Source organism: Delftia sp. DLF01 (genome assembly GCF_014852125.1).
Taxonomy (GTDB): Bacteria; Pseudomonadota; Gammaproteobacteria; order Burkholderiales; family Burkholderiaceae_C; genus Comamonas; species Comamonas acidovorans.
The window spans coordinates 639,992-664,090 of sequence record NZ_JACVAZ010000003.1; the positions used below are offsets into that span (position 1 = coordinate 639,992).

The window sequence follows — 24,099 nt, forward strand, 5'->3', positions numbered from 1 at the left end:
GGAGCTCTACCTGAGGCCGCCAAGGCCTTGAGCGTCTCTGACCCTGGTGGACGCGAGAAATCAGGGGGCCATCGTGTGACCAGGCTCGGGACTGAGCTCGTCATCCCGCCCGCCACCTCAATCTATCGGATTGCTGGCGCCTCGGTGCGCTCCGAGCGGCTACCGATGGCATCAAGAGAACTTGCACCGTGTCGCCAACGGCGATGCCGTCGATGGCCGCTTGCAGCACTGCAACCTCGGCCGTGAAGCCGGTTATTACCAGCGTCTTCCGACGATGGGCTGGGCTGCTACTTGCCGTACTGCTCGTTAGAGACCTTCTCCAGCCACTCGACCCGCTTGCCGTCCAGGGCCTCCTGGATGGCGATGTGGCTCATGCCCGTGGTGGTAGTGGCGCCATGCCAGTGCTTCACGCCGGGCGGCGTCCAGATGACATCGCCGGGGTGAATCTCGATGCGTGGCCCGCCTTCCTGCTGCACCCAGCCCTTGCCGGCCGTCACGATCAGCGTCTGGCCCAGCGGATGGGTGTGCCAGGCCGAGCGGGCTCCGGCATCAAAGGTGACGAGGCCAGCCGAGGTCCTTGACGGCGCCACCGCATCAAACAGCGGATCGGCACGCACCGACCCGGTAAAGGTCGCGGCTGCGCCCTTGACTGACGCTTGAGAGCCGTTGCGGGTGACCACCATGTCGGCGGCTTGCACACCGCCGATGAGGGCGAGCGATGTCAATAATGCGGCAAGTGCCTTCGTGGTTGCTGGAGAGCGGCGGATCACTTCGCGGTCTTCGTCGCCAGATGGCGCTTGATGGCCGCGCGAACCCGACTTCCGGCGTCGGCATTGACTTGCTCGCTCACGACATCCGCAACCTGGTTCAATTGGGCCTCTGTGATGCCGACGTTCATGCTGATGCTCACATGCGACTGCAGTTGCGGTTCCACGCCTAGCAATGCGGAGAGCATGCCGACCGTCGCGAACTCGCGGCTCTGCCAGTCGAGGTTGTCGCGTTCGAAGATGTCGCCGAACAGATGGGCCTTCAGGTAGACGTCCGCTGCCGGTGCGAAGTCGAACAGCGCGCCCTTGACCGGCGCACCGACAAGCCGGGTCTGGTTGGCAGTGCCAGCGGCTAGCAACTCGTCGCCTTGCGGGGTGGGACGCGTCGGTTCCTTTCCCCACGCGTCTTGCACGCCGCGGTGCTTGCGGGCATCGACGACCTTCATGAGCTCACCGAGGGCATTGAGGCTGCGGGGGAACCCGGCATAGGCGTACAACTGGACCAGGACCTCCTTGGCATCGTTCACCGTCAGGCCGGCATCCAGACCTCGGTTGAGGGCGACGCTCAGGCGCGGGATGTCGCCGGCCGCAGCGAGCGCGGCGATGGGGACGATGGCTTGCTGTCGAGCGGAGAGTGTGTCTGATGCGGGTTGCGAGTTCATCATGGCGGTGGCGGTGGCGGTGGCGGTGGCGGTGGCGGGAGTGGCGGCCGATATGGCGAGGCAGAAGTAGCAGGCAAGCAAAGCCGCCGCGAAGAGCTTGCGCATAGGCAATCCGGTCGTTGGGTTGCGGGGCTTCAGGCGGTCTCGAGCGGACCGGCCTGGTACTGCTCGTCCGAAACCGGCTCCATCCATTCGACGTTCTTGCCGTCGACAATTTCAGTGATGGCCAAATGGGACATCGCGTTGGTGGGGGTGGCGCCGTGCCAGTGGCGTCGACGGCATGGACACCAGACCACGTCACCGGCGCGAATTTCAGTGCGCGCACCTCCTTCGCACTGTGTCCAGCCCACGCCGGAGAGGACGACGAGGGTCTGACCGGCCGGATGCAAGTGCCAGTTGGTGCGGGCACCCGGCTCGAAGGTCACGATGGCCCCACCGGAGCGGCCTTCTCCGTCCGCCTGAAACGGGCTGTCAATGCGGACCGTGCCGGTGAAGTATGTGGAGGACCCCTTGACGGACGGCTTGGTGCCGTTGCGAATGATGTTCATGGCCAGGTCCTAAGTTTTGGTGGGGAGGCCTTTTGCCCTCGATACGTCGGAAAACTGTAGGGGGTGCCCGAACCAAGCAGAAGGTCTGACCGCTGCTAAGTGTTATGAGACTGGCTCATGGCGACAAGCCGCGTTGATTTTTGCGCCGCCAAGAGTTGGCCCCGCCGCGGCGTCTTGTCGTTGTTGCCTTGGCGGGGCCAGCTCTTGCCTGCGTCGCATCTTGGAAGTTGAACGACCCCTCTGAGGTTGCAAGATCAGCGAGCTGAAGGTCTGTAGTGGGTCGCAAGCCGCCCTCCACGCCACCCGAACGCCCTACCCCAACACCTCGCCCACCCTCTTGCGCCCCGCCCTGCTCGCCTGCCCATACCTGAGCAACAACTCCGCCACCTCATCATCCGTATCCGAATAGAAAAACGCCATCGGAACCTTGAGCACTTCCGCCAACTTGCGCACGGTCAGGAGGTCCGGTCTGTGCTTCCCCAGCTCATAGCGATTGACCCGTGGCCAACCACAAACTGGTAGGCACCTGCCTCAAGTCCATCCGGCAGCCCCCATCTTCTTGAACGCCCTGTTAATCAGCTACGCAACTCGTAGTATCTGCGTCACGGCAAACCGGCAAGCATCATCCCTTTCTGAAGGAGATGCAATGTCAGACGCCAATGGAATGCTTCGTGGAGAGTCGAACCCATGAAGCACATCCCCCCATCCCCTCCCCCCGAAAACACCCACGCCCAGAAGCTCGCAACAGCGCTGTATGAAATGGACCGCTTCGTGCAGCAAGGCTGTGCCGAGGTTTCCGCCTTGGCCCAGCTGGCGCTGGCATGGCTGGAGATCCCGGAGGGCCATCAGCGGCTGGACGTGGTGGCGCAGGCGCTGGTGACCATTCGCAACAGCGCTGAATCGCTCGCGGAGTTCGCGGGCAGTGAAGCCCGGGTGATGAACTGCGAGTACGAGGACCAGGCGGAGGTGCGCCGCAGCGAGGCGGCCAAGGTGGCTGCCGAAGAGGCCGGGCATGTGTACACCGTGGCGGGGCCTGCGGTGGCGCGCGGCGGCAGGTAGTCCCGGAGGCAACGGGTCTGCGCGCCGCTGCACCCTGCATGGCCGTCTACCCCTTGCGCGTGCGAAACAGCAGCCACAGCAGATACACCCCGCCCAGCAGCCCCGTTACCAACCCGATGGGCAGATGCAGGCGCACGGGTGCCCACTGGCTGAGCATGTCGGCCGCCAGCAGCAGAACGGCGCCCATGGCTGCCGCCGTGAACAGGGGCACGTCGGGCGACAGGCCCAGGCGCCTGGCCACTTGGGGCGCGGCCAGCGCGATGAAGGCGATGGGCCCCGCCGCTGCCGTGGCGATGGCGGTCAGGGCCACGGCAGCCATCACCATGGTGAGCCGCGTGCGCGGCACGTTGACGCCGAGCTGGGTGGCGGCATCGTCGCCCAGCTCAAGCAGGTTGATGCGGCGGGCGCACCACAGCACGACGGGCACGATGGCGATGAAGCCCAGCGCGGCGGGCACGACATGCGCCCAGGTCCGCGCGCTGAGCGAGCCGGCCAGCCAGCGCTGCGCGGCGACGGCCCGGTCCAGGTCCCCCATGACCAGCAAGATGGTGTTCAGGCCCGAGAGCGTGGCCCCCACGCCTATGCCCACCAGCACCAGCCGGTAACCGCCGACAGCACGCCGGCCACCGGACAGCGCAAGCACGACCGCCGCCGTGGCCATGCCCGACAGCACGGCGGCCAGCGATGTCCACAGCGGCCCGGCGTCACCCAGCACGATGAGCGCAATCGCCCCGCTGGCCGCGCCGGTGGTGAAGCCGATCACGTCCGGCGAGCCCAGCGCGTTGCGGGAGATGGACTGGAAGATGGCGCCCGCCATGCCAAGCGACGCGCCCACGAAGACGGCCGTGAGGACACGCGGCAGCCGCACCCGCTGCACGATGCGCTCAGCTGCGAGGTTGGAGCCCGTGCCCAGCAGGCTGTCGAGCACTTCGGCGGGGCTGAGGGACAGGGTTCCCGTGCCCAGCAGCAGCACACCCAGCACCAGGGCCAGCACGACCAGCGCCATGCCCACGGCCAGCGGCCTGGGCCGCCAGAGAAACGAACAGGCTCCCCAGCGCACAACCGATGTGTTCACGGAGGTCTTCATAGCCTGCTCAACCGGTATCTGCACGCCACCCAGACAAAGAACGGCCCGCCGATCAGGCAGGCGACGATGCCCGCAGCCACTTCGGCAGGTGCCGCGACGACGCGGCCCAGCACGTCGGCACCCAGCAGCAGCACCGCCGCGTAGAGCGCGGACAGCGGCAGTATCCAGCGGTAGTCCGGCCCGCACGAGAGGCGTGCAAGATGCGGCGCCACCAGGCCGACGAAGGCGATGGGCCCCACGGCCGCCGTGGCCGCCCCGGCCAGCAGCATGACCGCAAGGCAGGCCAGTTGCGCGGTGGCGCGCACATTGACGCCCAGCGCCAGGCCCACGTCATGCCCCAGCGCCATGGCGTTGAGCTGGCCGACGATGGCCCAGGCCGCCGCCAGCCCTGCCGCCACGGCGGCCGCCAGCACGGCGGCGCTGGCATAGCCGCTGCCCTCTAGGGAGCCGGCCGCCCAGTGGCGGAAGCCGTCGAAGACTTCCGGGGGCGCGTTGAGCAGGATGATGCCGGCGCTGGAGGTGAGCATGACCGACAGGCCCGCCCCGGCCAGGACCAGGCGCACCGGGTGCGCGCCCGCGCCCCGGGACTGGCCGAACGCGAAGACGGCAGCGCCCGCCAGCCCCGCGCCGGCAAAGGCGCACCAGACGTACTGGAGCACGGACGTCAGGCCGAAGGCCGTCATGCCGATGAGCACGGCCAGCGCCGCACCCGCGTTGACGCCCAGCAGGCCCGGCTCCGCCAGGGGATTGCGGGTGACGGCCTGCATGAGCGCGCCAGCCACGCCCAGCGCCATGCCGGCCAGGATGGCCACCACGGTGCGGGGCATGCGCAGCAGGCTGACGATCAGGTGCTGGTCATCACGCAGGTCCGGAGCCCGCAGCGCGCCGAGGATGTCGGCCAGCGCAATGTCGCGCGAGCCGACGGTGATGCCGAGCACGGCGATGATGGCCAGCGCCAGCAGCCCGCCTGCAAGGCCCAGCCAACGCCTGCAGAGCAGGGAGGAGCGCGAACAGGAGCGCTGGGCAGGCCGAGCCACCGCGCCTTGGAGCCGTGCACGCATGGCTCAGCGGAAATGGCTTGCCACGGCGTCGACCATCTGCTGCCCCGAGTAGTAGTCGATGCGAAACGAGGTCGGTCCCAGCGGATAGACGCGCCGGCCGGCAACGGCGGGCAGGTTGGCCAGCAGCGGATCGTCCAGGAAGGCCTGCACGTCGCCCTGCGAGGCGCCGAGCAGGAAGACGGAGTCGCCGGTGATGGCGGCCGAGAGATTCTCGCGGGAGATGAATTCGAAGTCCGAGGCGCGTGTGACCTGGGCGGCCAGCGCGGGCGGCAGGCCCTCCACCTTGAAGCCCAGTGCGGCCAGCAGCCGCGCATGGGGGCTGGCGGCGCGGGCTATGGAGTAGCTGCCGGCCAGGTTGTAGGCGACGATGCTGGCGGGCTGGGCCGGGGGCGTGATGGAGGCGGCGGTCTGCGCCACATGGGCATCGAAGCGGGCAATGGCTGCGGCGGCCTGCTTCGCATGGCCCGTGATGCGGCCCAGCTCGGTGGCGATGTCCTGCCAGGACTGGCTGGAGTAGTCGACCACGACCATGGGCACGCCCTGCGCCTGCAGTTCGGTGCGGTGCTGGGCCACGCTGTCGGCCCCGGTGGCGGAGGCCACCAGCAGGTCGGGACTGGCGCCGATGGCGGCCTCGATGTCGAATTGCAGGTTGCGGTAGAGCACCTGCACGCCGCGCTTGTCAGCAACTGCGGCCCATTGCGAGAAAAAGCCCTTGTCGTCGGTCATGCGGCTGGGCGTGGTCGCGGCGGTCGCGACGACCGGCGCATCGATGGCCAGCAGGATGCCGGTCACGCTGGGCGAGGTGGAGACGATGCGTCGGGGCAGCGGTGCATGGTCTGCGTGTGCTGCAGCCGGCGTATCCGATGTATGCGGTGCGGCGCCCGCCACGGGAACGGCGGCGCGTGGAAACCATGCGAAACAGGCCAGCACGGCCAGTGCGGCGGCCGCGCCCAGGGCGGCAAGTTTGAGTCTGTTCATCTCGATCCGAAGCGACGGGGCCGGGCGCCAGGGCGGCGTCTTCAGCATATTCCGTATTGTAGAATTTATTCCACATTGCAAACACCGAAGGACCTATCGATTGTGGGAAATGACCGGCCATGACGCAGCGCCTGAGTGCTGATGCGGTGACGCTGCGCTACGGCGAGCGCACGATTTCGCAGGGCCTGTCCCTTGCCATTCCCAATGGCTCCTTCACCGTCATCGTGGGACCAAACGCCTGCGGCAAGTCCACCCTGCTGCGCGCGCTGTCGCGGCTGCTGGTGCCGGTGGCCGGGCAGGTCATCCTGGACGGCCGGCACATCTCGCAATTTCCCGCCAAGGAGGTGGCGCGGCGCCTGGGCCTGCTGCCGCAAAGCGCGGTGGCGCCCGAGGGCATCACGGTGGCGGACCTGGTGGCGCGGGGGCGCTACCCCCATCAATCCTTCCTGAGGCAGTGGACGGACGCGGATGAGCAGGCCGTGGCCGAGGCCATGCAGGCCACCGATGTGGCAGCGCTGTCCGACCGACTGCTGGACGAGCTGTCAGGCGGCCAGCGCCAGCGGGTGTGGATTGCGATGGTGCTGGCGCAGCAGACGCCGATCCTGCTGCTGGACGAGCCCACGACGTTCCTGGACATCGCCCACCAGATCGAGCTGATGGAGCTGCTGGCGGATCTCAACGATGCCGGCCGCACGGTGGTTGCGGTGCTGCACGACCTCAACCAGGCCTGCCGCTATGCCTCGCACCTGATCGCCATGCGCGACGGGCGCATTGCCGCGCAGGGCGCGCCCGGGGCGATCTTCACGGAGCAGTTGGTGCAGGAGGTGTTCGGCCTGCCGGCCGTGATCATGGCAGACCCTGTGTCGGGGACACCCCTGGTGGTGCCCAGGGGACGCAGGGCCGTGAATGCCATGGAGCGCACTGCAGGGAACTGAGGCGCCCGGGCATTTTTCCCGGCGCGGCTTTCAAGGCGAATCTGCGCTGAAGGCCCGCCCGCCCGTGGACTGGTTGATCAGGCTGGCCTCGCGGAACAGCGCGACCCGGTCTTCCGGTGATTTGAGCTGGCCCAGGTCCGAGACGGTGGTGACCGCGCAGACGATTTCATGCTGCGCATCGAACACCGGCGCCGCCTGGCCCGTGACGTTGGACAGCAGGTGGCTGGTCATCTCGGACCAGCAGCGCTCGCGCACTTCGTCGAGCACGGCCTTGGCCGGCGGCTTGCCACGGAAATGGGCGGGCTGCTGGCGCCGTGCGGCGTCGATGGTGGCCTTGGGCAGGAAGGCCTGGAACACCAGGCCGCAGGCGGTGTTGTCTATGGGCAGGATGTCGCCCAGCGCCAGCGGGTTGATCGAGAAGTAGGCGCTGCGGTACCAGCGCACCAGGGTGGGCCCCCGGTCGGTCCAGATGGCGACGCCGCCGCTGAGCGCATGGCTGTGCGTCAGCGCCTTCATGCGCTGCGCCGCAATCTCCACCGCATCCACACGCTTGAGCGCGCCAATGCCGATGCTCAGCGCCGCGCTGCCCAAGTCATACAGGCCGCTGGCCGGGTCCTGCTTGGCCAGGCCTTCCTTGACGAGGCTTTGCAGGTAGCGGTGGGCCGTGGAGCCCCCCGTTCCCGTTCGCCGGGCCACCTCGCCCAGCGCCAGCTCGCTTTCGGCATTGGCCAGGACCATGAGAAACCGGGTGGCGATGGAGACGGACTGGATGGTGCCGGAGCGCTTCTCGCCGGCTGTCGTCTGAGGTGTTGTTGTTTTCAAGGGCTGGGCTTTCTTGCCTGTACCAGGCGCATCGCAGGTGGGGGCGCAGGCGCCGCCGGTGTCGATGATACCGGCTCTGCCGAAGGGTCTGCACAGGTGCGCACACACCATTTCGCCGCTGTTTTTTTCTTCCGCATGTGGGAATGCATTCCCTACTGTGGAATTTCAATGCATGATGGCGACCTTTGAAAAATACGAATCATTCTCATCAAAGGAAGATGCTGTGAAGCTGTGTTTCCATCGCAGGCTCCCGTCCCGGGCGGGCGCCATCGCACTCTCTACCCTGATGGCGCCGGCCGGCGCCTTCGCGCAGGGCGCATCGGGTTCCGGGGGGGAATCCAACGCGCTTGAAGCGGTCGTGGTCAGCGGAGAAAAGGTCAGGCGCGAACTCAAGGACACGGCCTCCTCCGTGTCGGTCAAGGCCGGCAAGGACCTGGCCCGGCAGGAGTCCGGCAATGCCTCGGTCCACGAGGTGCTGCACGATGTGCCCAACGTGGTCTACACCGACACGGTGGGCGCGCCCATCATCCGCGGGCAGGACACGCAGGGCCCCAACAACGGCCAGAACGTCTTCTGGGGCGGCACGGTGCCGCGCGCCACCATCAACCTGGATGGGCACTACCTCAACTACAACGAGATGTTCTTCGGCGCGACCTCGGTCTGGGATGTGGAGAGCATCGAGGTGTTCCGCGGCCCGCAGACCACCTCGCAGGGCGCCAATGCCATTGCGGGCGCCATCGTCGTGAACACCAAGGACCCCAGCTTCAAGCGCGAAGGGGCCTACCAGCTGGAGGCGGGCGACTACCACTCGCGGCGTGCGTCCATCGCCGTCTCCGGCCCCGTGGGCGAGGAGCTGGCCGCGCGGCTGGCCGTGGACTACTCGGGGCGCGATACCTTCATCGACTACACCAATCCGCAGTTCCAGCGGGGCCAGGCCGATCAGGATTTCCGCGCGCTGAACGCACGCATGAAGTTCCTGTGGCTGCCCAGCCGCATTCCGGGCCTGGAGGCCAAGTTCACCTATTCCCACAACGACAGCAACCGCCCCAGCCAGGAGGCAGCGTCCGCTCCGTTCAACGCGCTGGAGCACTGGACGACGACCATGCCCAGCTGGAAGCAGAAGACCGACACCGGCATCCTCGACCTCAGCTACGAGCTGGGCAACGGCGTGCGGCTGGTCAACCAGTCCCAGTATTCGCGCTCGTCCGTGCAGCGATACACGGGCATTCCCGGCGAGGGCGATGCCGATATCCGCCAGAACAATGTCTCCAATGAGTTCCGCGCCCTGGTGGGCAGCGACAAGGACCGCCTGAGCGGCTTCGGCGGCGTCTACTACGCGCGCACCGGCACGGACGAAAGCCTGCTGCTGCGCGGCCTGTCCGCCTTCGACGACACGAAGAAGAACCTGGGCGTCTTCGGCGAGCTGAACTGGCGCCTGGCCGACCGCTGGACCCTGACCAGCGGCCTGCGCTACCAACAGGACGAGGTGGTGCGCACCGGCACTTCGGTGCTGGCACCCACCGCCCTCGACTACACGAAAACCTTCTCGGCCCTGCTGCCCAAGCTGTCCCTGGCCTATGCCGCCACACCGCGCTGGACCGTGGGCGCGCTGGTCAGCCGGGGCTACAACCCGGGCGGCGTGTCGCTGAACCTCACCAGCCGCCAATGGGCGTATTTCAAGAAGGAGTCGATCTGGAACTACGAGCTGTTCAGCCGTGCCAGCCTGCTCGATGACCGGCTGATGCTCAACACCAACCTGTTCTACATGGACATGCGGGATGCGCAGTACAACATCCCCGTGGTCATCTCCCCGGGCGTGGCCCAGTCCTACACCATCAACGCGGAGAAGGCCCATGCCTACGGCTTCGAGCTGGGCGCCGACTACCGCGCGCTGGACAACCTGCGGATCAAGGCCGGCGTGGGCGTGCTGCGCACCCGCATCGAAGAGATGGGCAGCAACCCCGGCTACGAGCACAACCGCTTCGCCCGCTCGCCCGGCTACAACCTGAGCCTGGGCGTGAGCTGGGACGCCAGCCCCCGGTTCAATGTCTCCGGCCAGGTGCGCCACCTGGACGGCTACTACTCCGATACCGCCAACACCCGCGCCTATGCGGTCGGCTCCAACACCATCGCCGACCTGCGCATGACCTATGCCTACAGCCCACGCGTGCAGCTGTACGGCTATATCAAGAACGTCTTCGACAGGCGCGCACCGACGTACCTGCAGCAAAACCGCGGCATCGGCGGCATCGAGGCCAGCATGACCGCGCCGCGCATGATCGGCGTGGGCGTGCGCGGAACGTTCTGAGATGGGAATGACAGCAGACATGACAACCCGCAAACCCCTGCACATCGGCCTTTCGCTGGCCCCCACCTGGCTGAGCGGCGACGCCTGGCGGCGGCCCGGCAGCAATATCGAAGGGCTGTACTCCAGCGACTTCGCCCTGGACCTGGCCCGGCGCGCCGAGGCCGCGCACCTGGACTTCGTCTTCCGCCCGGACGTGAGCTTTCTGCCCATGGAGGCGCTGGAGACGGGCGCGGGCTTCGCCAGCCTGGACCCCACGGTGCTGATGGCCGCGCTGGCGCGCGAGACCTCGCGCATCGGCCTGGTGTCCACGATATCGACCACGTTTTTCCCGCCCTATGCGGTGGCGCGCCAGCTGCAGTCGCTGCACTGGATCAGCAACGGCCGCGCCGGGTGGAACATCGTCACGGCCCTGCAGGGCCACGAGAACTTCGGGCTGCAGGCCATGCCCGATGCCGATGAACGCTATGCGCGGGCCGCAGAGTTCACCGACGTGGTGCGCCGGCTGTGGGCCAGCTTCCCCAACGAGGCCTTGAAGATCGACCGGGACAGCGGCCGCTACGCCGATGCCTCGCTGGTCCACCCCATAGACCACGAGGGACCGCACCTGAAGGTGCGCGGCCCGCTGAACCTGCCGGAGTTCGGCGGCCCGCGCATTCCGCTGGTGCAGGCGGGAGCATCCAGCACCGGGCGCGACTTTGCCGCATCGGTGGCAGACATTGTTTTCGCGCCCACGCCGGACCTGGACGCGGCGCTGGAGCTGCGCCGGGACCTGTCTCGGCGCGCACAGCGCCATGGCCGCCGGGCGCAGGATGTGCGCCTGCTGCCCGGCCTGAGCCTGTACCTGGCCGACACCCGCGAACAGGCCCGGGAGATGTTCCAGCAGACGCACGGCCGGGTGGACAGGGGCCGCAAGCTGGCATCGATCAAGGCCATGGTCGGCCTGGACCTGACGGACTGGCCCGCAGACCGGCCGATCACCGCAGCCGACCTTCCGGCCCCTGTGGCAACCCCGTCCAGCCGCACGCATGCGGGCCTGCTCAGGCGCCTGATGGAGCGCGAGTCATTGCGCATCGACGAGCTGCTGCTGCGGCCGGAAATCCTCTCCGCCGCGCACTGGCAGGTGGTCGGCACGGTGGACGATGCCGTGGCGCAGATCACCGAGTGGAGCACCGCCGGCGCCATCGACGGCTTTCTGGCCGCGCCCGGCGGCTCCGTCGAGTCCCTGCATTGCGTGCTGGAGCAGCTGGTGCCGCGCCTGGTGGAGGCCGGCCTGTTCCGCTCCCGCTACACGGGCACCACGTTCATGGAGCACCTCGAAGAGTCGAGGTAGGGGCTGCGCCCTGCCCTCGCCGGGCCTTCACTGAGCCCGCGTGTCGGACCCGCCATCGGGCTCGAACGCAAAGCCCACGCCGTACACGGAGCGAATCCACTCATGGCGGTCGTCCGCCGCCTTGAGTTTCTTGCGCAGGTTCTTGATGTGGCTGTCGATGGCGCGCTCGTTCACGTCCAGCGTGTCGGCGCAGGCCAGCTCCAGCAGTTGCGCGCGCGAGTAGAGGCGACCGGGCTGGCGCATCAGGGCCTGCAGCAAGGTCAGCTCCCGCTTGGTCAGCGGCAGCACGCTGCCGTTGAGCATGGCGCGGCCCTGCTCGGGCAGCAGCGTCAGGCGTTGCTGCGCGGGGCCGGGGCCGGCACTGCGGCGCAGCACGGCCTTGACGCGGGCCACGACTTCGCGCGGGGCGAAGGGTTTGCAGATGTAGTCGTCCGCGCCCAGCTCCAGGCCCAGCAGGCGGTCCATTTCCTCGACACGCGCGGTGAGCAGGATGACGGGGCTGGCACTGTGGGGGCGGAACTGGCGCAGGATGTCCAGGCCGTCCAGCCCCGGCAGCATGATGTCCAGCAAAGTGAGGTCGGGCGGGGAGCGCAGCATGCGGTCCAGCGCCTCGCGCCCGTGGCGGATGTGCTCGACTTCGTAGCCTGCATGGCGCAGGTAGTCGATGACGATGGCGGCCATGTCGGTCTCGTCTTCGACCAGGAGGATGCGGGCAGGCTTCATGGCGCGGGATTTTCCAGCAAGGGCAGCCACAGCGTGATGCGCAGGCCGCCGAGCGGCGAGGCGGCGGCCTCGATGCTGCCGCCATGGGCCTGGACGATGGTGCGGCAGATGGCCAGCCCCAGGCCGGAGCCGCCCAGGCCGTCGCCGTCGCGCACGCGGGAGGCGTCCACGCGATAGAGGCGATCGAACAGGCGCGGCAGGTGCGGGCTGGCCACGCCGGGAGCCGTGTCGTCCCAGCACAGCTGCAGCATGCTGCGGTCCTGCATCTGGACAATTTCGGCAGACACCTGCAGCTGCCCGCCCGCAGCCGTGTAGCGCAGGCTGTTTTCCAGCAGGTTGGCAAACACCTGGTGCAGCCGGTGCGGGTCGCCCTGCACCAGCGGCGGCGGAATGCGCGCGGCCAGCTGGTCCACGGTGGAGCGGTCCAGGCCAATGCCGACCTGCTCGAAGCCGGGCCGCGCGCCGTCCAGCGCCTCGCCCAGCAGGGTCAGCACATGCACGGGCACATGGCCCGAGCCGTGCAGGGCCTGCGGGTCGTCCAGGCTCACGCGCAGGTCGCTGACCAGCCGTATCAGCCGCATGATCTGCCGGTGCAGGCGCAGCGCCATGCGGTCGTCCAGCGGCAGCACGCCGTCCTGCACGGCCTCGACCTCGGCGCGCATGGTGGACAGCGGTGTGCGCAGCTCATGCGCCACGTCGGCCAGCCAGCGCTGGCGCGAGGCCTCCATGGTGGCCAGTTGCACGGCCATGTCGTTGAAGGTTTCCGCAAGGCGGGCCAGCTCCGCATCGCCCTTGATGGCCACGCGCGTGTCCAGCCGCCCGGCCGCAATGCCGCGCAGGCCGTCGACAAAGGCGGTCAGCGGCTCCAGCCAGCGCCGCGTGAGCCAGGCCGACAGCAGCAGCGCCAACAGCAGGCCGGCCAGCCCGGTCCAGGCCACGAAGTCCATCTGCTGCGCGAGGAAGGCGCGGTCCAGGTCGCGCTGCATGCCCTGCCCGGTCTGCACGGGGGACAGCACGATCTCGCCAATGGCCTGCCCATTGGCGGCGCGCAGAACGCGGTGCGCCGCACCGGGCTGCGGCGCCATGCCGGAGATGAGCTGGCCCTGGGCATCCAGCAGGCCCACGCGCGCCCACGGGCCGCCGAACGGGCGGTCTGGCGGCGGGCCAGGGCGGTCTGGGCGGTCGGAGCGATCTGCAGGCTCTCCGCCTTCCGGCCCAGGTGGCGGGGGAAACTCCGGGCCCGGGCCCGGACCGTGGCTTCCTTCAAAACCAGGCCTCGGCTCCGGCATGGGCATGGGCATGGGGGGCCGTGGCCCGGGCTCGCCCGCAGGAAAGCCCCGGCCCATGCCTGCGCCCGGGCGCACCATGTCGCGCCAGAAACCGGGGTTGGCGCGCGCCGCATCCCAGCCGCCGTTTTGCTCATGGTGCTGGACCAGCCGCTCGGCCAGCCCGTCCATGCCGGTCAGCTCCACCTCGGCCATGTACGGGCCCAGGCCCCGCTGCAGCCCCAGGCGCGAGAACCCGAGAAACACCAGCAGCAGGGCCACCAGCAGCACGGCCAGGGCGAAGAAGGCCTTGTGCTGCAGCTTCAGGCGCGGGAGGCGGAGGTTCATTCAGTTGCTGCGTCAGACGGCAATGCCGATGGATATCGTGGCGGTATGGCCATTGGTGGTGTCTCCGGTGAAGGTGGGCGTCTGCCAGGCGATCTGCTCGCTGGTGTTGTCGCCGAAGACATTGTCCGATGTCACGCTGACCCGCGACAGGTTGGAGACGCTGGCGCTGTAGCCGCTGACACCGGCATAGACGGCGCTGGCGATGTCCTTGGGCATGGCCATCTGCGAGGTCAGCAGCTTGTTGGTGTAGCTGCCGGCCGTGTTGAGGCTGCGGAACACCTCGAAGTGCATGTGCGGCCAACGCCCGTCATAGCAGCCCGGGAAGATGGTCACAAAGGTGCATTCGCCATTGCTGTCCGTCGCCTGTACGCCGCGCAGGAAGTTCTGGTTGAGCAGGTCGGTGGAGTACAGCGAATACTCGCCCTCGCGGGTGCAGTGCCACAGGTAGATGGCATAGCCTTCCAGCGGGCTGCAGTTGGTGCTGACGTTGACCAGGGTGATCTTGAGCGTCAGCGGCAGGCCTGCGGCCGTGCCGCTCATGCCGCCAAAGCTGCTGCGCAGGTCGCTGCGCACCACGCCGCTTTGCGACAGCACATTGACCAGGCTGCCGCGCGAGCCGTTGGAGCCGTCGGCGGGGTAAGGGCCTTCGGTTTCCGTGGGATCGACCATGCAGGTGCCGGTCGTGGTTCCAGTACCCGTGCCCGTACCTGTGCCCGTACCCGTGCCGGTGCCCGTTCCTGTCCCGGTTCCGGTGCCCGTGCCGGTTCCTGTCGAATCACTGGAATCACCACCGCCGCCACAGGCGGACAGAAGCGCTGCAGCGCCGCCAGTGGCCATCAGGCCCAGCATGCGGCGCCGGTCGAACAGGCGGCGCGCCATGACTTGCAGATCGTGCTGAAGGCCCAGGTCGTGGGCAAGATCATGGGCATCTTGAGAGTGGTTCATGGGGATGGCTTTTTCATGAGGGCCTGTGCGCAGGCCCGTGGGGTTGCAGACAGCCCGGCGGCGTGGCCCGCCGGGCCACGCGATCACTGCTGCGGATGGGGCGGCGGCCCGCCTGCGCCGGGCCCGCCGGCCGGCATGGCCACCAGCTGCCCGTTCAGGCTGCGGCAGGTGCCGGCCAGCGTCTTGCCATCGGGCATGGTCAGCGTCACGCTGTCGCCCTCGGCCTTGCCCTGGCAGGCGGTATAGGCCTCGGGCGGCGGCGACGGCGGATTGCCGTGCCCCCCGTGGCCCTGCGCATGGCTGCAGGCCGCCGCGAAGGCCGCCACAGCCAGCACAAGGGCCGGGCGAATGCGTGAAGCGTTGGTTTGCGAGAAATCAATCATGGTCTTTTCCTGGAGTTGCCAAGGAATTCTTGCGACCAATCTGGGGGGAAATTGGGAGAAGTGGGGACGAGCTGGTACAAGCTCACAGAGCGAGTGGGTCAACAAGCTCTGCATCGCACAACAGAACCATGAAACCAACAAGATTCCTGCTGCTGGCCGCCCTGCTCGGCCCACCCGCTCTTGCTGCAGATCTGACCGTGATCGAAATGCATGCGGCAAGCGGCAATGATCGGCCGTACAGCCTGGATGGCCAGCGGGTCAGTCCGGCTCAGTTGAGAAACACACTCTCCAAGAAGCTGACCGCAGCCCCCGATGCCAAAAGCACGGCACGCATTGCCGTGCTGGTCGATCCCGATGTGAAGGTCGGAGCCCTCTCCGAGCTTCGCGGTCTGGTGATGAAAGTGGGATTCGGCATGCCACGCTATTTCATGACGACGCGGGTGAATGACAAGCTCTCCGAGATCCAGGTGAACTACAGCCCGGTCTTCCCGAGAAGCGGGCTGGAGGCGGCGATGTCGTCCGGCCAATCGGCTGCAGATCCGTCGCTCACAACGCCAGTGCCACCCCGCTGAGCCGCGCCAGCGCTTGCAACTCATTGATCAGCGCAGACGACAGAGGGATGCCTTCGGCGCGGCGCTGGAGCTCGCATTCATGCTGGCGCAGTCCGGGATAGCGGCCTTGGGTGCCCTGGGCCGCGAGCAGGCCGGTGATCCAGCTGGCCATGTAGTTGTCAAATCCCCGGGGTGACGGTGCGGCCAGGGCTGGGTTGATGACCAGCAGAAAGGCGCAGGCGTTGGCGGTGGAACCTTCCGCCGATCCGGGTACAGCGGGCTGGAACAGGCCGCCGCCCAGCGCGCCCGCCAGGCATTCGACCACCATGGCCAGGCCCAGGCCCTTGTGGCCGGCCATGGGCTGCATGGCGCCCTGCAGTGCGGCGTGGGGATCGGTGGTGGGATGGCCGTGTTCGTCCAGCGCCCAATGCGGCGGGATTTGCGCATGGCCGTCGCGGACGGCAGCCATGACGGCGCCGCGTGCGACCGCACTCAGGGCCATGTCGAAGACCAGTGGCGGCCGTCCGGCCACGGGCGCGGCGAAGGCGATGGGGTTGTTGCCCAGCGCAGGCCGCGTGGCACCGGGCATGGCCATGATGGGCGGCGTGCGCTGGCACAGCAGGGCCATGCAGCCCTGTTCCACGGCGGGCAGCAGCAGCACGCCCAGGGCGCCGAGGTGGCCGCAGGCCTCGATGTGACAGGCCACCACGGCCTGGCTTGCGGCCCTGTCCAGGCAGGCTTGCAGCGCCAGCTCCAGCACGGGCTGGCCCAGGGCATGGTCGCCATGGCAGCGCAGCAGGCCGTTGTGCTCCTGCAGGTTGGGCTTGGCCCGGGTATGGATGGTGCCTTCGCGGATGCGCTGCACATAGGGCGGCAGTCTTGCCACGCCATGCGTGTCCACGCCGCGCAGGCTGGTGCGCACCAGTGCCTGGGCGGTGGCCTGCGCGTGGCATGCGCTCACATCAAAGGCCTGGAGCACGCCAGCAGCCCAGGCTTGCAGCGCTGCGGCGGGCATGCGCACGGCGTCGGTCAGCGGGTTCAGGGAATCAGTCAATGCGCTGCAGCTCCTGGCGAAAGGACATTGCACGCTCCACGTAGCTGGCGGCGCTTTGCAGCAGGCCCGCGACTTCTTCGTCACTGAGCGTACGCACCAGCTTGGCGGGGGCGCCAAGAATCAGCGAGCGCGGAGGGAACTGCTTGCCTTCGGTGACGATGGCGCCGGCACCCACCAGGCTGTGCGCGCCGATGACGGCACCGTTGAGCACCACGGCCTGTATGCCGATGAGCGAGCCCTCCCCCACGCTGCAGCCATGCAGCATGGCCTGGTGGCCCACGGTGACATGGGCAGCCAGGGTGAGCGCGAAGCCGGGATCGGCATGCAGCACGGCGCCTTCCTGCACGTTGCTGCCCTCGCCTATGCGCACGGGTTCGTTGTCGCCGCGCGCCACGGCGCCGGGCCAGAGGCTGGCGCCCTCGCCCAGTGTGACGTCGCCGATGAGCGTGGCCTCGGCCGCCACATAGGCGGATGCGGGCAGCTGCGGTGCCTTGTTCCGATAACGATAGAGGGCCATGCGCTTACTCCAGCGTGACATTGGCTTTTTTGACCAGGCGCGCAAAGCGTTCCTGCTCGGAGCGCAGGAACTGGGCTGCGGCCTCGGGGCTGTTGAGCACGGTGTATTCGTCGCGCCGTGCAAAGCCGGCCTTGACCTCGGGGTCGGCAAAGGCGGTGGCGATGCCGTCGTGCAGGCGCCGCACCTGGGCGGGCGGCATGCCCTTGGGGCCTATGGCGGCCACCCAGCCGGCGATGTCCACGCCGGGAAAGCCCTGCTCTGCCACGGTGGGCACATCGGGCAGCGATGCCACGCGCTCGCGGCCCATGATGCCGATGGCACGCAGCGCGCCGGATTTGAGGTGCGCCTGCGCCGTGCCCACGGCGATCACGCCGAAGTCCACCTGCCCGCTGAGCAGGTCCACCACCATCTGGCCCACGCCCTTGTAGGGAATGTGGCGTGCCGTGGTGCCGGCCGCGTCCAGAAAGACTTCGGCCGCGAGGTGGAAGATGGTGCCGTTGCCGGACGAGGCGTAGTTGAGGTCGCCGGGCCGCGCCTTCATGAGCGCCTGCAGTTCGCGCGCATTGCGCGCCGCCACCTTGGGATGGACGACCAGCACGAAGGGCGAGCCGCCGACGATGGACAGCGGCGTGATGTCGGCCAGGCTGTCGTAGGGCAGCTTCTTGAAGACGCTGGGGTTGACGGCGTGGTTGTTGGAGATGAAGGCGATGGTGTTGCCATCGGCCGGCGCCTTGACCAGCATCTGCGTTCCCGTGATGCCGCCCGCACCCGGCAGGTTCTCCATGACCACGGGCTGGCCGCCCAGCGAGCGCACCAGCGCAGTCTGGGCCGAGCGCACGATGGTGTCGGCGCCCGAGCCTGCCCCCACGGGCAGGATGACGCGCAGCGGCGTGCCATTTTGGGCGCGCACGCCCAGGGCAGCGGCCCCCAGCGATGCGCCGGCCAGGGCCAGCAGGGTGCGGCGGCGGAAGGGATGGGACGAGTGCATGGGGTTGTCTCCTTTTTGTGTTGTCTCATGCGCGCCGGGGTGGTTTTTCTGCGGCCTTCGGCGCCCGGGGTTGGCTGTCAGGTCCGTGATGCAAGGGCTCCGAGGATTTCTTCGGTGTGCTCGCCAATTCCGGCCAGCGGCATGCGCACGCCGGGACGGTGGCCGTTCATGAGCAGGGGCAGCAGCACCACGTCGGTCTGGCCGCCGTCTTCGGTCTGCATGGAAGCCAGGCCGCCGCTTTGGCGCAGGTGCGGGTCGTCCACCAGTTGCTCGGGCCGCGTGATGGGCGCGTAGGGAATGCCTGCGGCCTCCAGCTGCGTCGCGAGCCGGGCCGATTCATGGCCGGCCAGGATGGCGCCCAGCTCGGCCAGCAGTTGGGGGCGCACGGCCACGCGGGCGGCGTTGTCGGCGTATTCGGGGCGCTGCAGCAGGTCGGCGCGGTCCAGCACGCGGCACAGGGTGGCGAACTGCTTGTCGCTGACGGCGCCGATGAACAGCTGCTCGCCACCGGCCAGGGTGAACACGTCGTAGACGCTCCAGGCCGATACGCGCGAGGGCATGGGCGGCGGTGCCTCTCCCGTCATCAGGTACTGCTGCATGTGCTGGGATGACAGGAAGACGCAGTTCTCGAACAGCGCGCTTTGCACCTCCTGGCCGCGCCCGGTGCGCTCACGCTCGCGCAGGGCGGCGAGCACGCCGATGGCGCCGAACATGCCGCCCATGATGTCGTTGACGCTGGTGCCCGCGCGCAGCGGCCGGCCCACGGGGCCGGTCATGTACGACAGGCCGCCCATCATCTGCACCACCTCGTCCAGCGCCAGGCGCTTTTCGTAGGGGCCGGGCAGAAAGCCCTTGTGGCTGACGTAGATGAGGCCGGGCGAGCGCTGCGACAGCGTGGCGTAGTCCAGGCCCAGGGATTGCATGAGGCCGGGGCGGAAGTTCTCCAGCACCACGTCGCTGCCAGCGGCCAGCTCGGCAGCGGTGGCGCGGCCCGCTTCGGTAGTGATGTCCAGCACCACGCTTTTCTTGTTGCGGTTGAAGCTGCGGAAAAAGCCGATGCCCAGGCCGGGCAGCGTGCGCGTTTTGTCGCCGCCCGGTGGCTCGACCTTGATGACTTCGGCGCCCAGGTCGGCCAGGATCATGCCGCAGGTGGGGCCCATGACCATGTGGGTGAATTCGATGACGCGGATGCCGGACAGCGGCAGCAGGGGTTCGGTGGCCATACAGGTGTGCTCGTGGGAAGGTAAGGGGTTCATGCAGCGGCGGGGGCTGCGTCGGCGGTGACGCTGCGCGGCAAGCCCGCGCGCCACAGCGCGCCATGCAGGCTTTCGCCGTCCAGCCAGGCGGCCACCTTGGCGCGCAGGCGCAGCAGGGCCTCGATGTCCAGGCCCGTGTCGATGTCCATGGTGTCCAGCATGAAGGCCAGGTCTTCGGTGGAGGCATTGCCGCTGGCGCCGGGCGCATGGGGGCAGCCACCAATGCCGGCCAGCGTGGCGTCAAAGCGCGTGACGCCGGTCTGCAGGGCCGCATGCACATTGGCCAGCGCCAGGCCGCGCGTGTCGTGGAAGTGGCCGCACCAAAAGCGTTCGCCCGCAATGCGCCGCGCCTGCTCGAACAGCGATTGCACCTGGCCCGGCCCGCCATGGCCCACGGTGTCGGCCATGCTGACGCGGTCGGCCCCTGCGTCCAGCAGCGCCTGCATGCAGCGCAGCACCTCGGCCGGCTCCACCCTGCCCTGCAGCGTGCAGCCGAAGGCCGTGCCAATGCCGCCCTCGATCAGCATCGTCGAACCCGCCGCATCGCGTGCGGCACGCATGCGGGCCACCTCGGCCACGACCTCATCGGGCGTCTTGCGCAGGTTGGCCAGGCTGTGGGCATGGCTGGCCGACAGCGGCACCAGCATCAGGTCGGCCCCGCTGGCGATGGCGCTTTCGGCACCACGCATGTTGGGCACCAGCACGGAGACGAACAGGCCCGGCAGCGTTCGGGCATAGGCCACCAGCTCGGCCGTGTCGGCCAGTTGGGGCAGCAGGCGCGCGGGGACGAAGGAGCCGACTTCGATCTCGCGCTGGCCGGCAGCGTAGGCATCGCGTATCCATTCCTTCTTGCGCTCGGTGGACAGCACGGTCTGGATGCTTTGCAGGCCATCGCGCAGGCCGACCTCGCGGATGACGGCGGACTGCGGGGCACGGATGGGTTCTGGCATGGGAAGGTTCGCGTGGGGTGGTTTGTCTTGAATGGCACTTTAGACATTCCCATCAGCGTGCAGAAGCGATAATTTTTCGCCTCAGAGTTTCCCAAATGGAAATCCATAACCGCCATGAAAGACCTGGACCTGACCACCCTGCGGCTCTTTGTCGCGGCCTGCGACCTGGGCAACATTGCCCGCGCTGGCGAGCAGCAGCACATCGGCTCATCGGCCATCAGCAAGCGCATGGCGCTGCTGGAAGAGCAGGTGCAGGCCCCGCTGCTGGAGCGCCACCGCCGGGGCGTGGTGCCCACGGCAGCCGGGCTGATGCTGCTGGAGCATGCACGCGCCATGCTGGCCAGCGCCGACCGCGCGGCGCGCGACATGGCGGCCTACCAGCATGGCGTGAAGGGACAGGTGCGGATACTGGCCTCGGTCTCGTCGATTGCCGAGTCGCTGCCCGATGACATTGCGGCCTTTCTGCAAAAGCCCGAGCACGCGCAGATCCGCGTGGACATCGAGGAGCTGACCAGCAGCGAAATCATCCGGTCCATCCGCGAAGGCCTGGCCCTGGTGGGCGTGTGCTGGAACGCGGCCGATCTGGAGGGCCTGCAGACCCTGCCCTACCGCTGCGACACCCTGGCCGTGGCCGTGCCGGCCGGCCACCCGCTGGCCTTGCGCGACAGCTGCAGCTTCAGCGAAACGCTGGATTGCGAGCATGTGGGCCTGCCCGCCTCCACGGCCGTCTACACCATGCTGGCACGGGCGGCTGCCATCATCGGCCGGCCCCTCAATTACCGCGCCGTGGTCAGCTCCTTCGACGCCACGATCCGCTGCGTGCGCGCCGGCCTGGGCGTGGCCATCATGCCCAGGGAGATCCTGGGCATGGCGGGCTCCGGTCAGGGCGGTCAGGGTGCGCAGGGTGTGCAGGGTGTGCACATGGTGCCGCTCACCGATGCCTGGGCGCGGCGGCAGTTCGCCATCTGCTTCAGGGACGGCAGCCGGCTATCGCCTGCGGCGCGCACGCTGGTGGACTATCTGGCCGGGTGCGCCCAGGCGGGCTGAACAGGCCTTGGGAGTTATCACGATTAATTGAAGTTTGCGTGATACATCCGCTACAGGGTCCCTCCAACAATGGGACCCATGAACACCGCCCTCATCACCCCCCAACCGGCACAGCCCCAGGATGGCCAGCGCATCCACCCGCTGTGGCTGCGCCTCACGCATTGGCTCAATGCGCTGGCCGTGGTCATCCTGGTGACCAGCGGCTGGCGCATCTACAACGCGGCGCCGTTCTTTGATTTCAGCTTTCCGGGCTCGATCACGCTGGGCGGCTGGCTGGGCGGGGCGCTGCAATGGCATTTCGCGGCCATGTGGCTGTTGGTGTTCAACGGATTGCTGTACCTGTTGCTCAACATCGCCAGCGGCCGGTGGCTGCGCAAGTTCTTTCCCGTCAGCGTGCAGGGCGTGCGCCAGGACCTGGTGGCCGCCCTCAAGGGCCGGCTCTCGCACGCCGACCCGGCCCGCTACAACCATGTGCAAAAGCTGGCCTACCTATTCGTGGTGCTGGACCTGGTGGTGATCGTGCTGTCGGGCCTGGTGCTGTGGAAGTCGGTGCAGTTCCCGCTGCTGCGCGAGTTGCTGGGCGGCTATGAATCCGCACGGCGCGTGCACTTCTTCGGCATGGCTGCACTGGTCGCCTTTGTGGTGGTGCACCTGGCAATGGTCGCCCTGGTGCCCCGGACCTTCCTGACCATGATCCACGGCCGTGCGCCCAAGTCCCCATGAAAATCTTCAAAGCCCCTTCCCTGCCCGGCGTCGATGGCGAGGCCGTGGTGCGCGAGGCACGCTCGCTGATCGCCCGCAAGCTGGACCAGCCCGCACGCCGCGCCTTCTTGCAACGCTCGCTGACGCTGGGCGGCCTGTCCCTGCTCACGGGCTGCAGCATCAGCGATGACAGCCACGTCGAGGCCGCGCTCAGCCAGGTATCGCGCTTCAACGACCGCATGCAGGGCCTGCTCTTCAGCCCCACGCGGCTGGCGCCCACCTATTCCGCAGCCGAGATCACGCGTCCCTTCCCCTTCAATGCCTATTACGGAGAGGACGAGGTGCGCGAGGTGGACGGGGCCAGCTGGCGCCTGGAGGTGACCGGCATGGTCGCCGACCGCCATGCCTGGACCCTGGCCGAGCTACGCGCCATGCCGCAGGACGAACAGATCACGCGCCACATCTGCGTGGAAGGCTGGAGCGCCATAGGCCGCTGGGGCGGCGTGCGCTTTGCCGATTTCCTGCGCCACATAGGCGCCGACACCAGCGCCAAGTACGTCGGCTTCAAGTGCGTTGACGACTACTTCACCAGCATCGACATGGCCACGGCCCTGCATCCGCAGACGCTGATGGCATTGACTTACGACGGGCAGCCCCTGCCGCCCAAATATGGCTTTCCGATGAAGCTGCGCATGCCCACCAAGCTGGGCTACAAGAACCCGAAGCACATCCAGGCCATGTTCGTCACCAACACCTACTCCGGCGGCTACTGGGAAGACCAGGGCTACAACTGGTTCGGAGGCAGCTGAGCGGCCTTCCAAGCCGCTGGGCCGCCAACGAAGGTGCGAGGCCGGGCCCATCCAAAGCCGGCCGATTTGCAATCCCGCAAACCGCTAATCCAAAGGAAGACTCAAATGACCAAGCTCACCACCACCCTGCTCGCCACCTGCCTCGCCCTGGCTGGCGCCACCACGGCATTCGCTGCGGATGAGATGGCGAAGGACGGCATGTCCAACGGAGCCATGTCCAAGGATTCGATGTCCAAGGATGGAATGAAGAAGGACTCCATGGCCAAGGACGGCATGAAGAAGGACTCCATGTCCAAGGACGGGATGAAGAAGGACTCGATGTCCAAGGACGGCATGCACAAGGACGGCATGTCCAAGGATGGAATGAAGAAGGATTCCATGGGCAAGGACGCCATGTCCAAATAAGCAGACGGACTCGCCTGATCCGTCTGGTGCCCTCCAGGCGGTCGGGCCGTCGGGGCTACTTGGAAAGCTGACTGGGGCTGCCGATCAGGCAACCAGGCACAGAGCCCGGTCCTGCCTGCGCCCCGAATGCCCGCTCTGCAACAGAAGCGGGCCGGCGGGCTTCAGCGGCGCTGCGGAGGACGCGGGCCCGGTGCGCCGGAGCGTTGCTCGATGTGGCGGAACGTGAGGCGACCCTTGTTCAGGTCATAGGGCGACATTTCAAGCGTCACCTTGTCGCCGGCCAGCACGCGGATGCGGTGCTTGCGCATTTTTCCGCCGGTATAGGCGATGAGCTGGTGGCCGTTTTCCAGCGTTACGCGGAAGCGGGAATCAGGCAGCACTTCGTCTACCCGGCCTTGCATTTCGATCAGTTCTTCTTTAGCCAATGGGACTCCTGTGAGTACATGTTGAAAGGGTTGCGTCGCCGCAAGTTGCTGGTGCAGCACCATGCTGCGGCCTTGGGCCAGCGCAGGATGACCGCTGCACGCAGACAGCGGAGCATCGAAAAAGGGAAAAGAGGACCCTGCAGGTGGCAGGGAGAGTGCGGACCCGGGAGGTGG

Annotated in this window: 27 protein-coding genes; 9 read left to right on the forward strand and 18 right to left on the reverse strand. The window is 67.8% G+C overall.

From position 1 onward, the window contains the following. Nucleotides 1-287: 287 nt before the first annotated feature. The 4 genes from IB269_RS18110 to IB269_RS29320 form a co-directional block, all read right to left on the reverse strand. Nucleotides 288-683: a cupin domain-containing protein gene (locus IB269_RS18110; RefSeq protein ID WP_192368196.1), complete on the reverse strand. Its 396-nt coding sequence runs from the start codon at nucleotides 681-683 to the stop codon at nucleotides 288-290. Between the two features lie 83 nt (nucleotides 684-766). Continuing rightward, on the reverse strand, nucleotides 767-1,432 hold the full coding sequence (locus IB269_RS18115; protein WP_192368197.1) for a carboxymuconolactone decarboxylase family protein: 666 nt from the start codon (nucleotides 1,430-1,432) through the stop codon (nucleotides 767-769). A gap of 131 nt (nucleotides 1,433-1,563) precedes the next feature. Further along, nucleotides 1,564-1,977, reverse strand: coding sequence for a cupin domain-containing protein (locus IB269_RS18120; protein ID WP_123692063.1), 414 nt, complete (start codon nucleotides 1,975-1,977; stop codon nucleotides 1,564-1,566). A 312-nt stretch (nucleotides 1,978-2,289) separates the two neighbouring features. Next, nucleotides 2,290-2,460, reverse strand: a complete 171-nt coding sequence (locus IB269_RS29320) for an XRE family transcriptional regulator (protein ID WP_192368198.1) — start codon at nucleotides 2,458-2,460, stop codon at nucleotides 2,290-2,292. A 204-nt stretch (nucleotides 2,461-2,664) separates the two neighbouring features. Between IB269_RS29320 and IB269_RS18130 the strand changes: the two genes are divergently transcribed. Further along, nucleotides 2,665-3,036 (forward strand): hypothetical protein, encoded by a 372-nt coding sequence (locus tag IB269_RS18130; protein WP_192367881.1) that lies wholly within the window; start codon nucleotides 2,665-2,667, stop codon nucleotides 3,034-3,036. A 46-nt stretch (nucleotides 3,037-3,082) separates the two neighbouring features. Here IB269_RS18130 and IB269_RS18135 read toward each other — a convergent pair whose 3' ends face one another. The 3 genes from IB269_RS18135 to fepB are packed head-to-tail and all read right to left on the reverse strand — an operon-like array spanning nucleotide 3,083 to nucleotide 6,162. Further along, nucleotides 3,083-4,123 (reverse strand): FecCD family ABC transporter permease, encoded by a 1,041-nt coding sequence (locus IB269_RS18135; RefSeq protein WP_192367882.1) that lies wholly within the window; start codon nucleotides 4,121-4,123, stop codon nucleotides 3,083-3,085. After that, nucleotides 4,120-5,184 carry a FecCD family ABC transporter permease gene (locus tag IB269_RS18140; protein ID WP_192367883.1) on the reverse strand — a complete coding sequence of 355 codons (1,065 nt, stop codon included), beginning with the start codon at nucleotides 5,182-5,184 and terminating at the stop codon, nucleotides 4,120-4,122. The genes IB269_RS18135 and IB269_RS18140 overlap by 4 nt, the downstream gene beginning before the upstream one ends. A 3-nt stretch (nucleotides 5,185-5,187) precedes the next feature. Further along, a complete protein-coding gene (gene fepB, locus IB269_RS18145) occupies nucleotides 5,188-6,162 on the reverse strand; it encodes a Fe2+-enterobactin ABC transporter substrate-binding protein (RefSeq protein WP_192367884.1) in 975 nt (324 codons plus the stop codon). A gap of 119 nt (nucleotides 6,163-6,281) precedes the next feature. Here fepB and IB269_RS18150 point away from each other — a divergent pair, with 119 nt between their 5' ends. After that, entirely contained in the window at nucleotides 6,282-7,097 is an 816-nt protein-coding gene (locus IB269_RS18150; protein WP_192367885.1) for an ABC transporter ATP-binding protein, read from the forward strand. A gap of 30 nt (nucleotides 7,098-7,127) precedes the next feature. Here IB269_RS18150 and IB269_RS18155 read toward each other — a convergent pair whose 3' ends face one another. Then, nucleotides 7,128-7,919 carry an IclR family transcriptional regulator gene (locus IB269_RS18155; protein WP_096916011.1) on the reverse strand — a complete coding sequence of 264 codons (792 nt, stop codon included), beginning with the start codon at nucleotides 7,917-7,919 and terminating at the stop codon, nucleotides 7,128-7,130. Between the two features lie 358 nt (nucleotides 7,920-8,277). Here IB269_RS18155 and IB269_RS18160 point away from each other — a divergent pair, with 358 nt between their 5' ends. Both IB269_RS18160 and IB269_RS18165 read left to right on the forward strand, forming a co-directional pair. Next, on the forward strand, nucleotides 8,278-10,227 hold the full coding sequence (locus IB269_RS18160; RefSeq protein ID WP_318652172.1) for a TonB-dependent receptor: 1,950 nt from the start codon (nucleotides 8,278-8,280) through the stop codon (nucleotides 10,225-10,227). Between the two features lie 19 nt (nucleotides 10,228-10,246). Then, nucleotides 10,247-11,557, forward strand: coding sequence for an NtaA/DmoA family FMN-dependent monooxygenase (locus tag IB269_RS18165; RefSeq protein ID WP_192367887.1), 1,311 nt, complete (start codon nucleotides 10,247-10,249; stop codon nucleotides 11,555-11,557). A 27-nt stretch (nucleotides 11,558-11,584) separates the two neighbouring features. On the opposite strand, the gene IB269_RS18170 is transcribed toward IB269_RS18165, so the two are convergent. From IB269_RS18170 to IB269_RS18185, 4 genes are all read right to left on the reverse strand, one after another. Next, nucleotides 11,585-12,280 carry a response regulator gene (locus IB269_RS18170; protein ID WP_043822656.1) on the reverse strand — a complete coding sequence of 232 codons (696 nt, stop codon included), beginning with the start codon at nucleotides 12,278-12,280 and terminating at the stop codon, nucleotides 11,585-11,587. Continuing rightward, complete coding sequence (locus IB269_RS18175) at nucleotides 12,277-13,893, reverse strand: ATP-binding protein (RefSeq protein ID WP_192367888.1); 1,617 nt, start codon at nucleotides 13,891-13,893, stop codon at nucleotides 12,277-12,279. The genes IB269_RS18170 and IB269_RS18175 overlap by 4 nt, the downstream gene beginning before the upstream one ends. A 12-nt stretch (nucleotides 13,894-13,905) precedes the next feature. Then, nucleotides 13,906-14,838 carry an intradiol ring-cleavage dioxygenase gene (locus tag IB269_RS18180; RefSeq protein WP_192367889.1) on the reverse strand — a complete coding sequence of 311 codons (933 nt, stop codon included), beginning with the start codon at nucleotides 14,836-14,838 and terminating at the stop codon, nucleotides 13,906-13,908. 83 nt (nucleotides 14,839-14,921) lie between these two features. Beyond that, on the reverse strand, nucleotides 14,922-15,221 hold the full coding sequence (locus tag IB269_RS18185; protein WP_016448111.1) for a hypothetical protein: 300 nt from the start codon (nucleotides 15,219-15,221) through the stop codon (nucleotides 14,922-14,924). 128 nt (nucleotides 15,222-15,349) lie between these two features. Between IB269_RS18185 and IB269_RS18190 the strand changes: the two genes are divergently transcribed. Beyond that, on the forward strand, nucleotides 15,350-15,793 hold the full coding sequence (locus IB269_RS18190) for a hypothetical protein (RefSeq protein ID WP_192367890.1): 444 nt from the start codon (nucleotides 15,350-15,352) through the stop codon (nucleotides 15,791-15,793). Here the strand turns inward: IB269_RS18190 and IB269_RS18195 are convergent. The 5 genes from IB269_RS18195 to IB269_RS18215 form a co-directional block, all read right to left on the reverse strand. Then, a complete protein-coding gene (locus IB269_RS18195; RefSeq protein WP_225614183.1) occupies nucleotides 15,768-16,826 on the reverse strand; it encodes an Ldh family oxidoreductase in 1,059 nt (352 codons plus the stop codon). The genes IB269_RS18190 and IB269_RS18195 overlap by 26 nt on opposite strands. Further along, complete coding sequence (locus IB269_RS18200) at nucleotides 16,819-17,343, reverse strand: gamma carbonic anhydrase family protein (protein ID WP_065347208.1); 525 nt, start codon at nucleotides 17,341-17,343, stop codon at nucleotides 16,819-16,821. Before IB269_RS18200 ends, IB269_RS18195 begins: the two co-directional genes overlap by 8 nt. A gap of 4 nt (nucleotides 17,344-17,347) precedes the next feature. Next, on the reverse strand, nucleotides 17,348-18,331 hold the full coding sequence (locus IB269_RS18205; protein ID WP_192367891.1) for a tripartite tricarboxylate transporter substrate binding protein: 984 nt from the start codon (nucleotides 18,329-18,331) through the stop codon (nucleotides 17,348-17,350). A gap of 77 nt (nucleotides 18,332-18,408) precedes the next feature. Further along, nucleotides 18,409-19,554: a CaiB/BaiF CoA transferase family protein gene (locus IB269_RS18210; RefSeq protein WP_412523749.1), complete on the reverse strand. Its 1,146-nt coding sequence runs from the start codon at nucleotides 19,552-19,554 to the stop codon at nucleotides 18,409-18,411. Between the two features lie 29 nt (nucleotides 19,555-19,583). Then, a complete protein-coding gene (locus IB269_RS18215; RefSeq protein WP_192367893.1) occupies nucleotides 19,584-20,537 on the reverse strand; it encodes a hydroxymethylglutaryl-CoA lyase in 954 nt (317 codons plus the stop codon). A 114-nt stretch (nucleotides 20,538-20,651) separates the two neighbouring features. Between IB269_RS18215 and IB269_RS18220 the strand changes: the two genes are divergently transcribed. The 4 genes from IB269_RS18220 to IB269_RS18235 all read left to right on the forward strand — a co-directional run bounded on the left by IB269_RS18220 (nucleotide 20,652) and on the right by IB269_RS18235 (nucleotide 23,500). Then, nucleotides 20,652-21,584 (forward strand): LysR family transcriptional regulator, encoded by a 933-nt coding sequence (locus IB269_RS18220; protein ID WP_192367894.1) that lies wholly within the window; start codon nucleotides 20,652-20,654, stop codon nucleotides 21,582-21,584. 69 nt (nucleotides 21,585-21,653) lie between these two features. Next, the gene (locus tag IB269_RS18225; RefSeq protein ID WP_063326434.1) at nucleotides 21,654-22,307 is read left to right on the forward strand and encodes a cytochrome b/b6 domain-containing protein; all 654 of its coding nucleotides are present in this window, start codon (nucleotides 21,654-21,656) and stop codon (nucleotides 22,305-22,307) included. After that, entirely contained in the window at nucleotides 22,304-23,095 is a 792-nt protein-coding gene (locus IB269_RS18230; RefSeq protein WP_063326435.1) for a molybdopterin-dependent oxidoreductase, read from the forward strand. The genes IB269_RS18225 and IB269_RS18230 overlap by 4 nt, the downstream gene beginning before the upstream one ends. Nucleotides 23,096-23,200: 105 nt before the next feature. After that, nucleotides 23,201-23,500: a pentapeptide MXKDX repeat protein gene (locus tag IB269_RS18235; protein ID WP_065347205.1), complete on the forward strand. Its 300-nt coding sequence runs from the start codon at nucleotides 23,201-23,203 to the stop codon at nucleotides 23,498-23,500. A 161-nt stretch (nucleotides 23,501-23,661) separates the two neighbouring features. On the opposite strand, the gene infA is transcribed toward IB269_RS18235, so the two are convergent. Next, complete coding sequence (gene infA / locus IB269_RS18240; RefSeq protein ID WP_012204971.1) at nucleotides 23,662-23,925, reverse strand: translation initiation factor IF-1; 264 nt, start codon at nucleotides 23,923-23,925, stop codon at nucleotides 23,662-23,664. Nucleotides 23,926-24,099: the final 174 nt, after the last annotated feature.

Bases quoted from the DNA above. Each gene is read 5' to 3' on its own strand.
- IB269_RS18110 (WP_192368196.1), bottom strand. From the start codon at position 683: ATGGTGGTCACCCGCAACGGCTCTCAAGCGTCAGTCAAGGGCGCAGCC.
- IB269_RS18115 (WP_192368197.1), bottom strand. From the start codon at position 1,432: ATGATGAACTCGCAACCCGCATCAGACACACTCTCCGCTCGACAGCAA.
- IB269_RS18120 (WP_123692063.1), bottom strand. From the start codon at position 1,977: ATGAACATCATTCGCAACGGCACCAAGCCGTCCGTCAAGGGGTCCTCC.
- IB269_RS18130 (WP_192367881.1), top strand. From the start codon at position 2,665: ATGAAGCACATCCCCCCATCCCCTCCCCCCGAAAACACCCACGCCCAG.
- IB269_RS18135 (WP_192367882.1), bottom strand. From the start codon at position 4,123: ATGAAGACCTCCGTGAACACATCGGTTGTGCGCTGGGGAGCCTGTTCG.
- IB269_RS18140 (WP_192367883.1), bottom strand. From the start codon at position 5,184: ATGCGTGCACGGCTCCAAGGCGCGGTGGCTCGGCCTGCCCAGCGCTCC.
- fepB (WP_192367884.1), bottom strand. From the start codon at position 6,162: ATGAACAGACTCAAACTTGCCGCCCTGGGCGCGGCCGCCGCACTGGCC.
- IB269_RS18150 (WP_192367885.1), top strand. From the start codon at position 6,282: ATGACGCAGCGCCTGAGTGCTGATGCGGTGACGCTGCGCTACGGCGAG.
- IB269_RS18165 (WP_192367887.1), top strand. From the start codon at position 10,247: ATGACAACCCGCAAACCCCTGCACATCGGCCTTTCGCTGGCCCCCACC.
- IB269_RS18170 (WP_043822656.1), bottom strand. From the start codon at position 12,280: ATGAAGCCTGCCCGCATCCTCCTGGTCGAAGACGAGACCGACATGGCC.
- IB269_RS18175 (WP_192367888.1), bottom strand. From the start codon at position 13,893: ATGAACCTCCGCCTCCCGCGCCTGAAGCTGCAGCACAAGGCCTTCTTC.
- IB269_RS18180 (WP_192367889.1), bottom strand. From the start codon at position 14,838: ATGAACCACTCTCAAGATGCCCATGATCTTGCCCACGACCTGGGCCTT.
- IB269_RS18185 (WP_016448111.1), bottom strand. From the start codon at position 15,221: ATGATTGATTTCTCGCAAACCAACGCTTCACGCATTCGCCCGGCCCTT.
- IB269_RS18190 (WP_192367890.1), top strand. From the start codon at position 15,350: ATGAAACCAACAAGATTCCTGCTGCTGGCCGCCCTGCTCGGCCCACCC.
- IB269_RS18200 (WP_065347208.1), bottom strand. From the start codon at position 17,343: ATGGCCCTCTATCGTTATCGGAACAAGGCACCGCAGCTGCCCGCATCC.
- IB269_RS18205 (WP_192367891.1), bottom strand. From the start codon at position 18,331: ATGCACTCGTCCCATCCCTTCCGCCGCCGCACCCTGCTGGCCCTGGCC.
- IB269_RS18210 (WP_412523749.1), bottom strand. From the start codon at position 19,554: ATGGCCACCGAACCCCTGCTGCCGCTGTCCGGCATCCGCGTCATCGAA.
- IB269_RS18215 (WP_192367893.1), bottom strand. From the start codon at position 20,537: ATGCCAGAACCCATCCGTGCCCCGCAGTCCGCCGTCATCCGCGAGGTC.
- IB269_RS18220 (WP_192367894.1), top strand. From the start codon at position 20,652: ATGAAAGACCTGGACCTGACCACCCTGCGGCTCTTTGTCGCGGCCTGC.
- IB269_RS18225 (WP_063326434.1), top strand. From the start codon at position 21,654: ATGGGACCCATGAACACCGCCCTCATCACCCCCCAACCGGCACAGCCC.
- IB269_RS18230 (WP_063326435.1), top strand. From the start codon at position 22,304: ATGAAAATCTTCAAAGCCCCTTCCCTGCCCGGCGTCGATGGCGAGGCC.
- IB269_RS18235 (WP_065347205.1), top strand. From the start codon at position 23,201: ATGACCAAGCTCACCACCACCCTGCTCGCCACCTGCCTCGCCCTGGCT.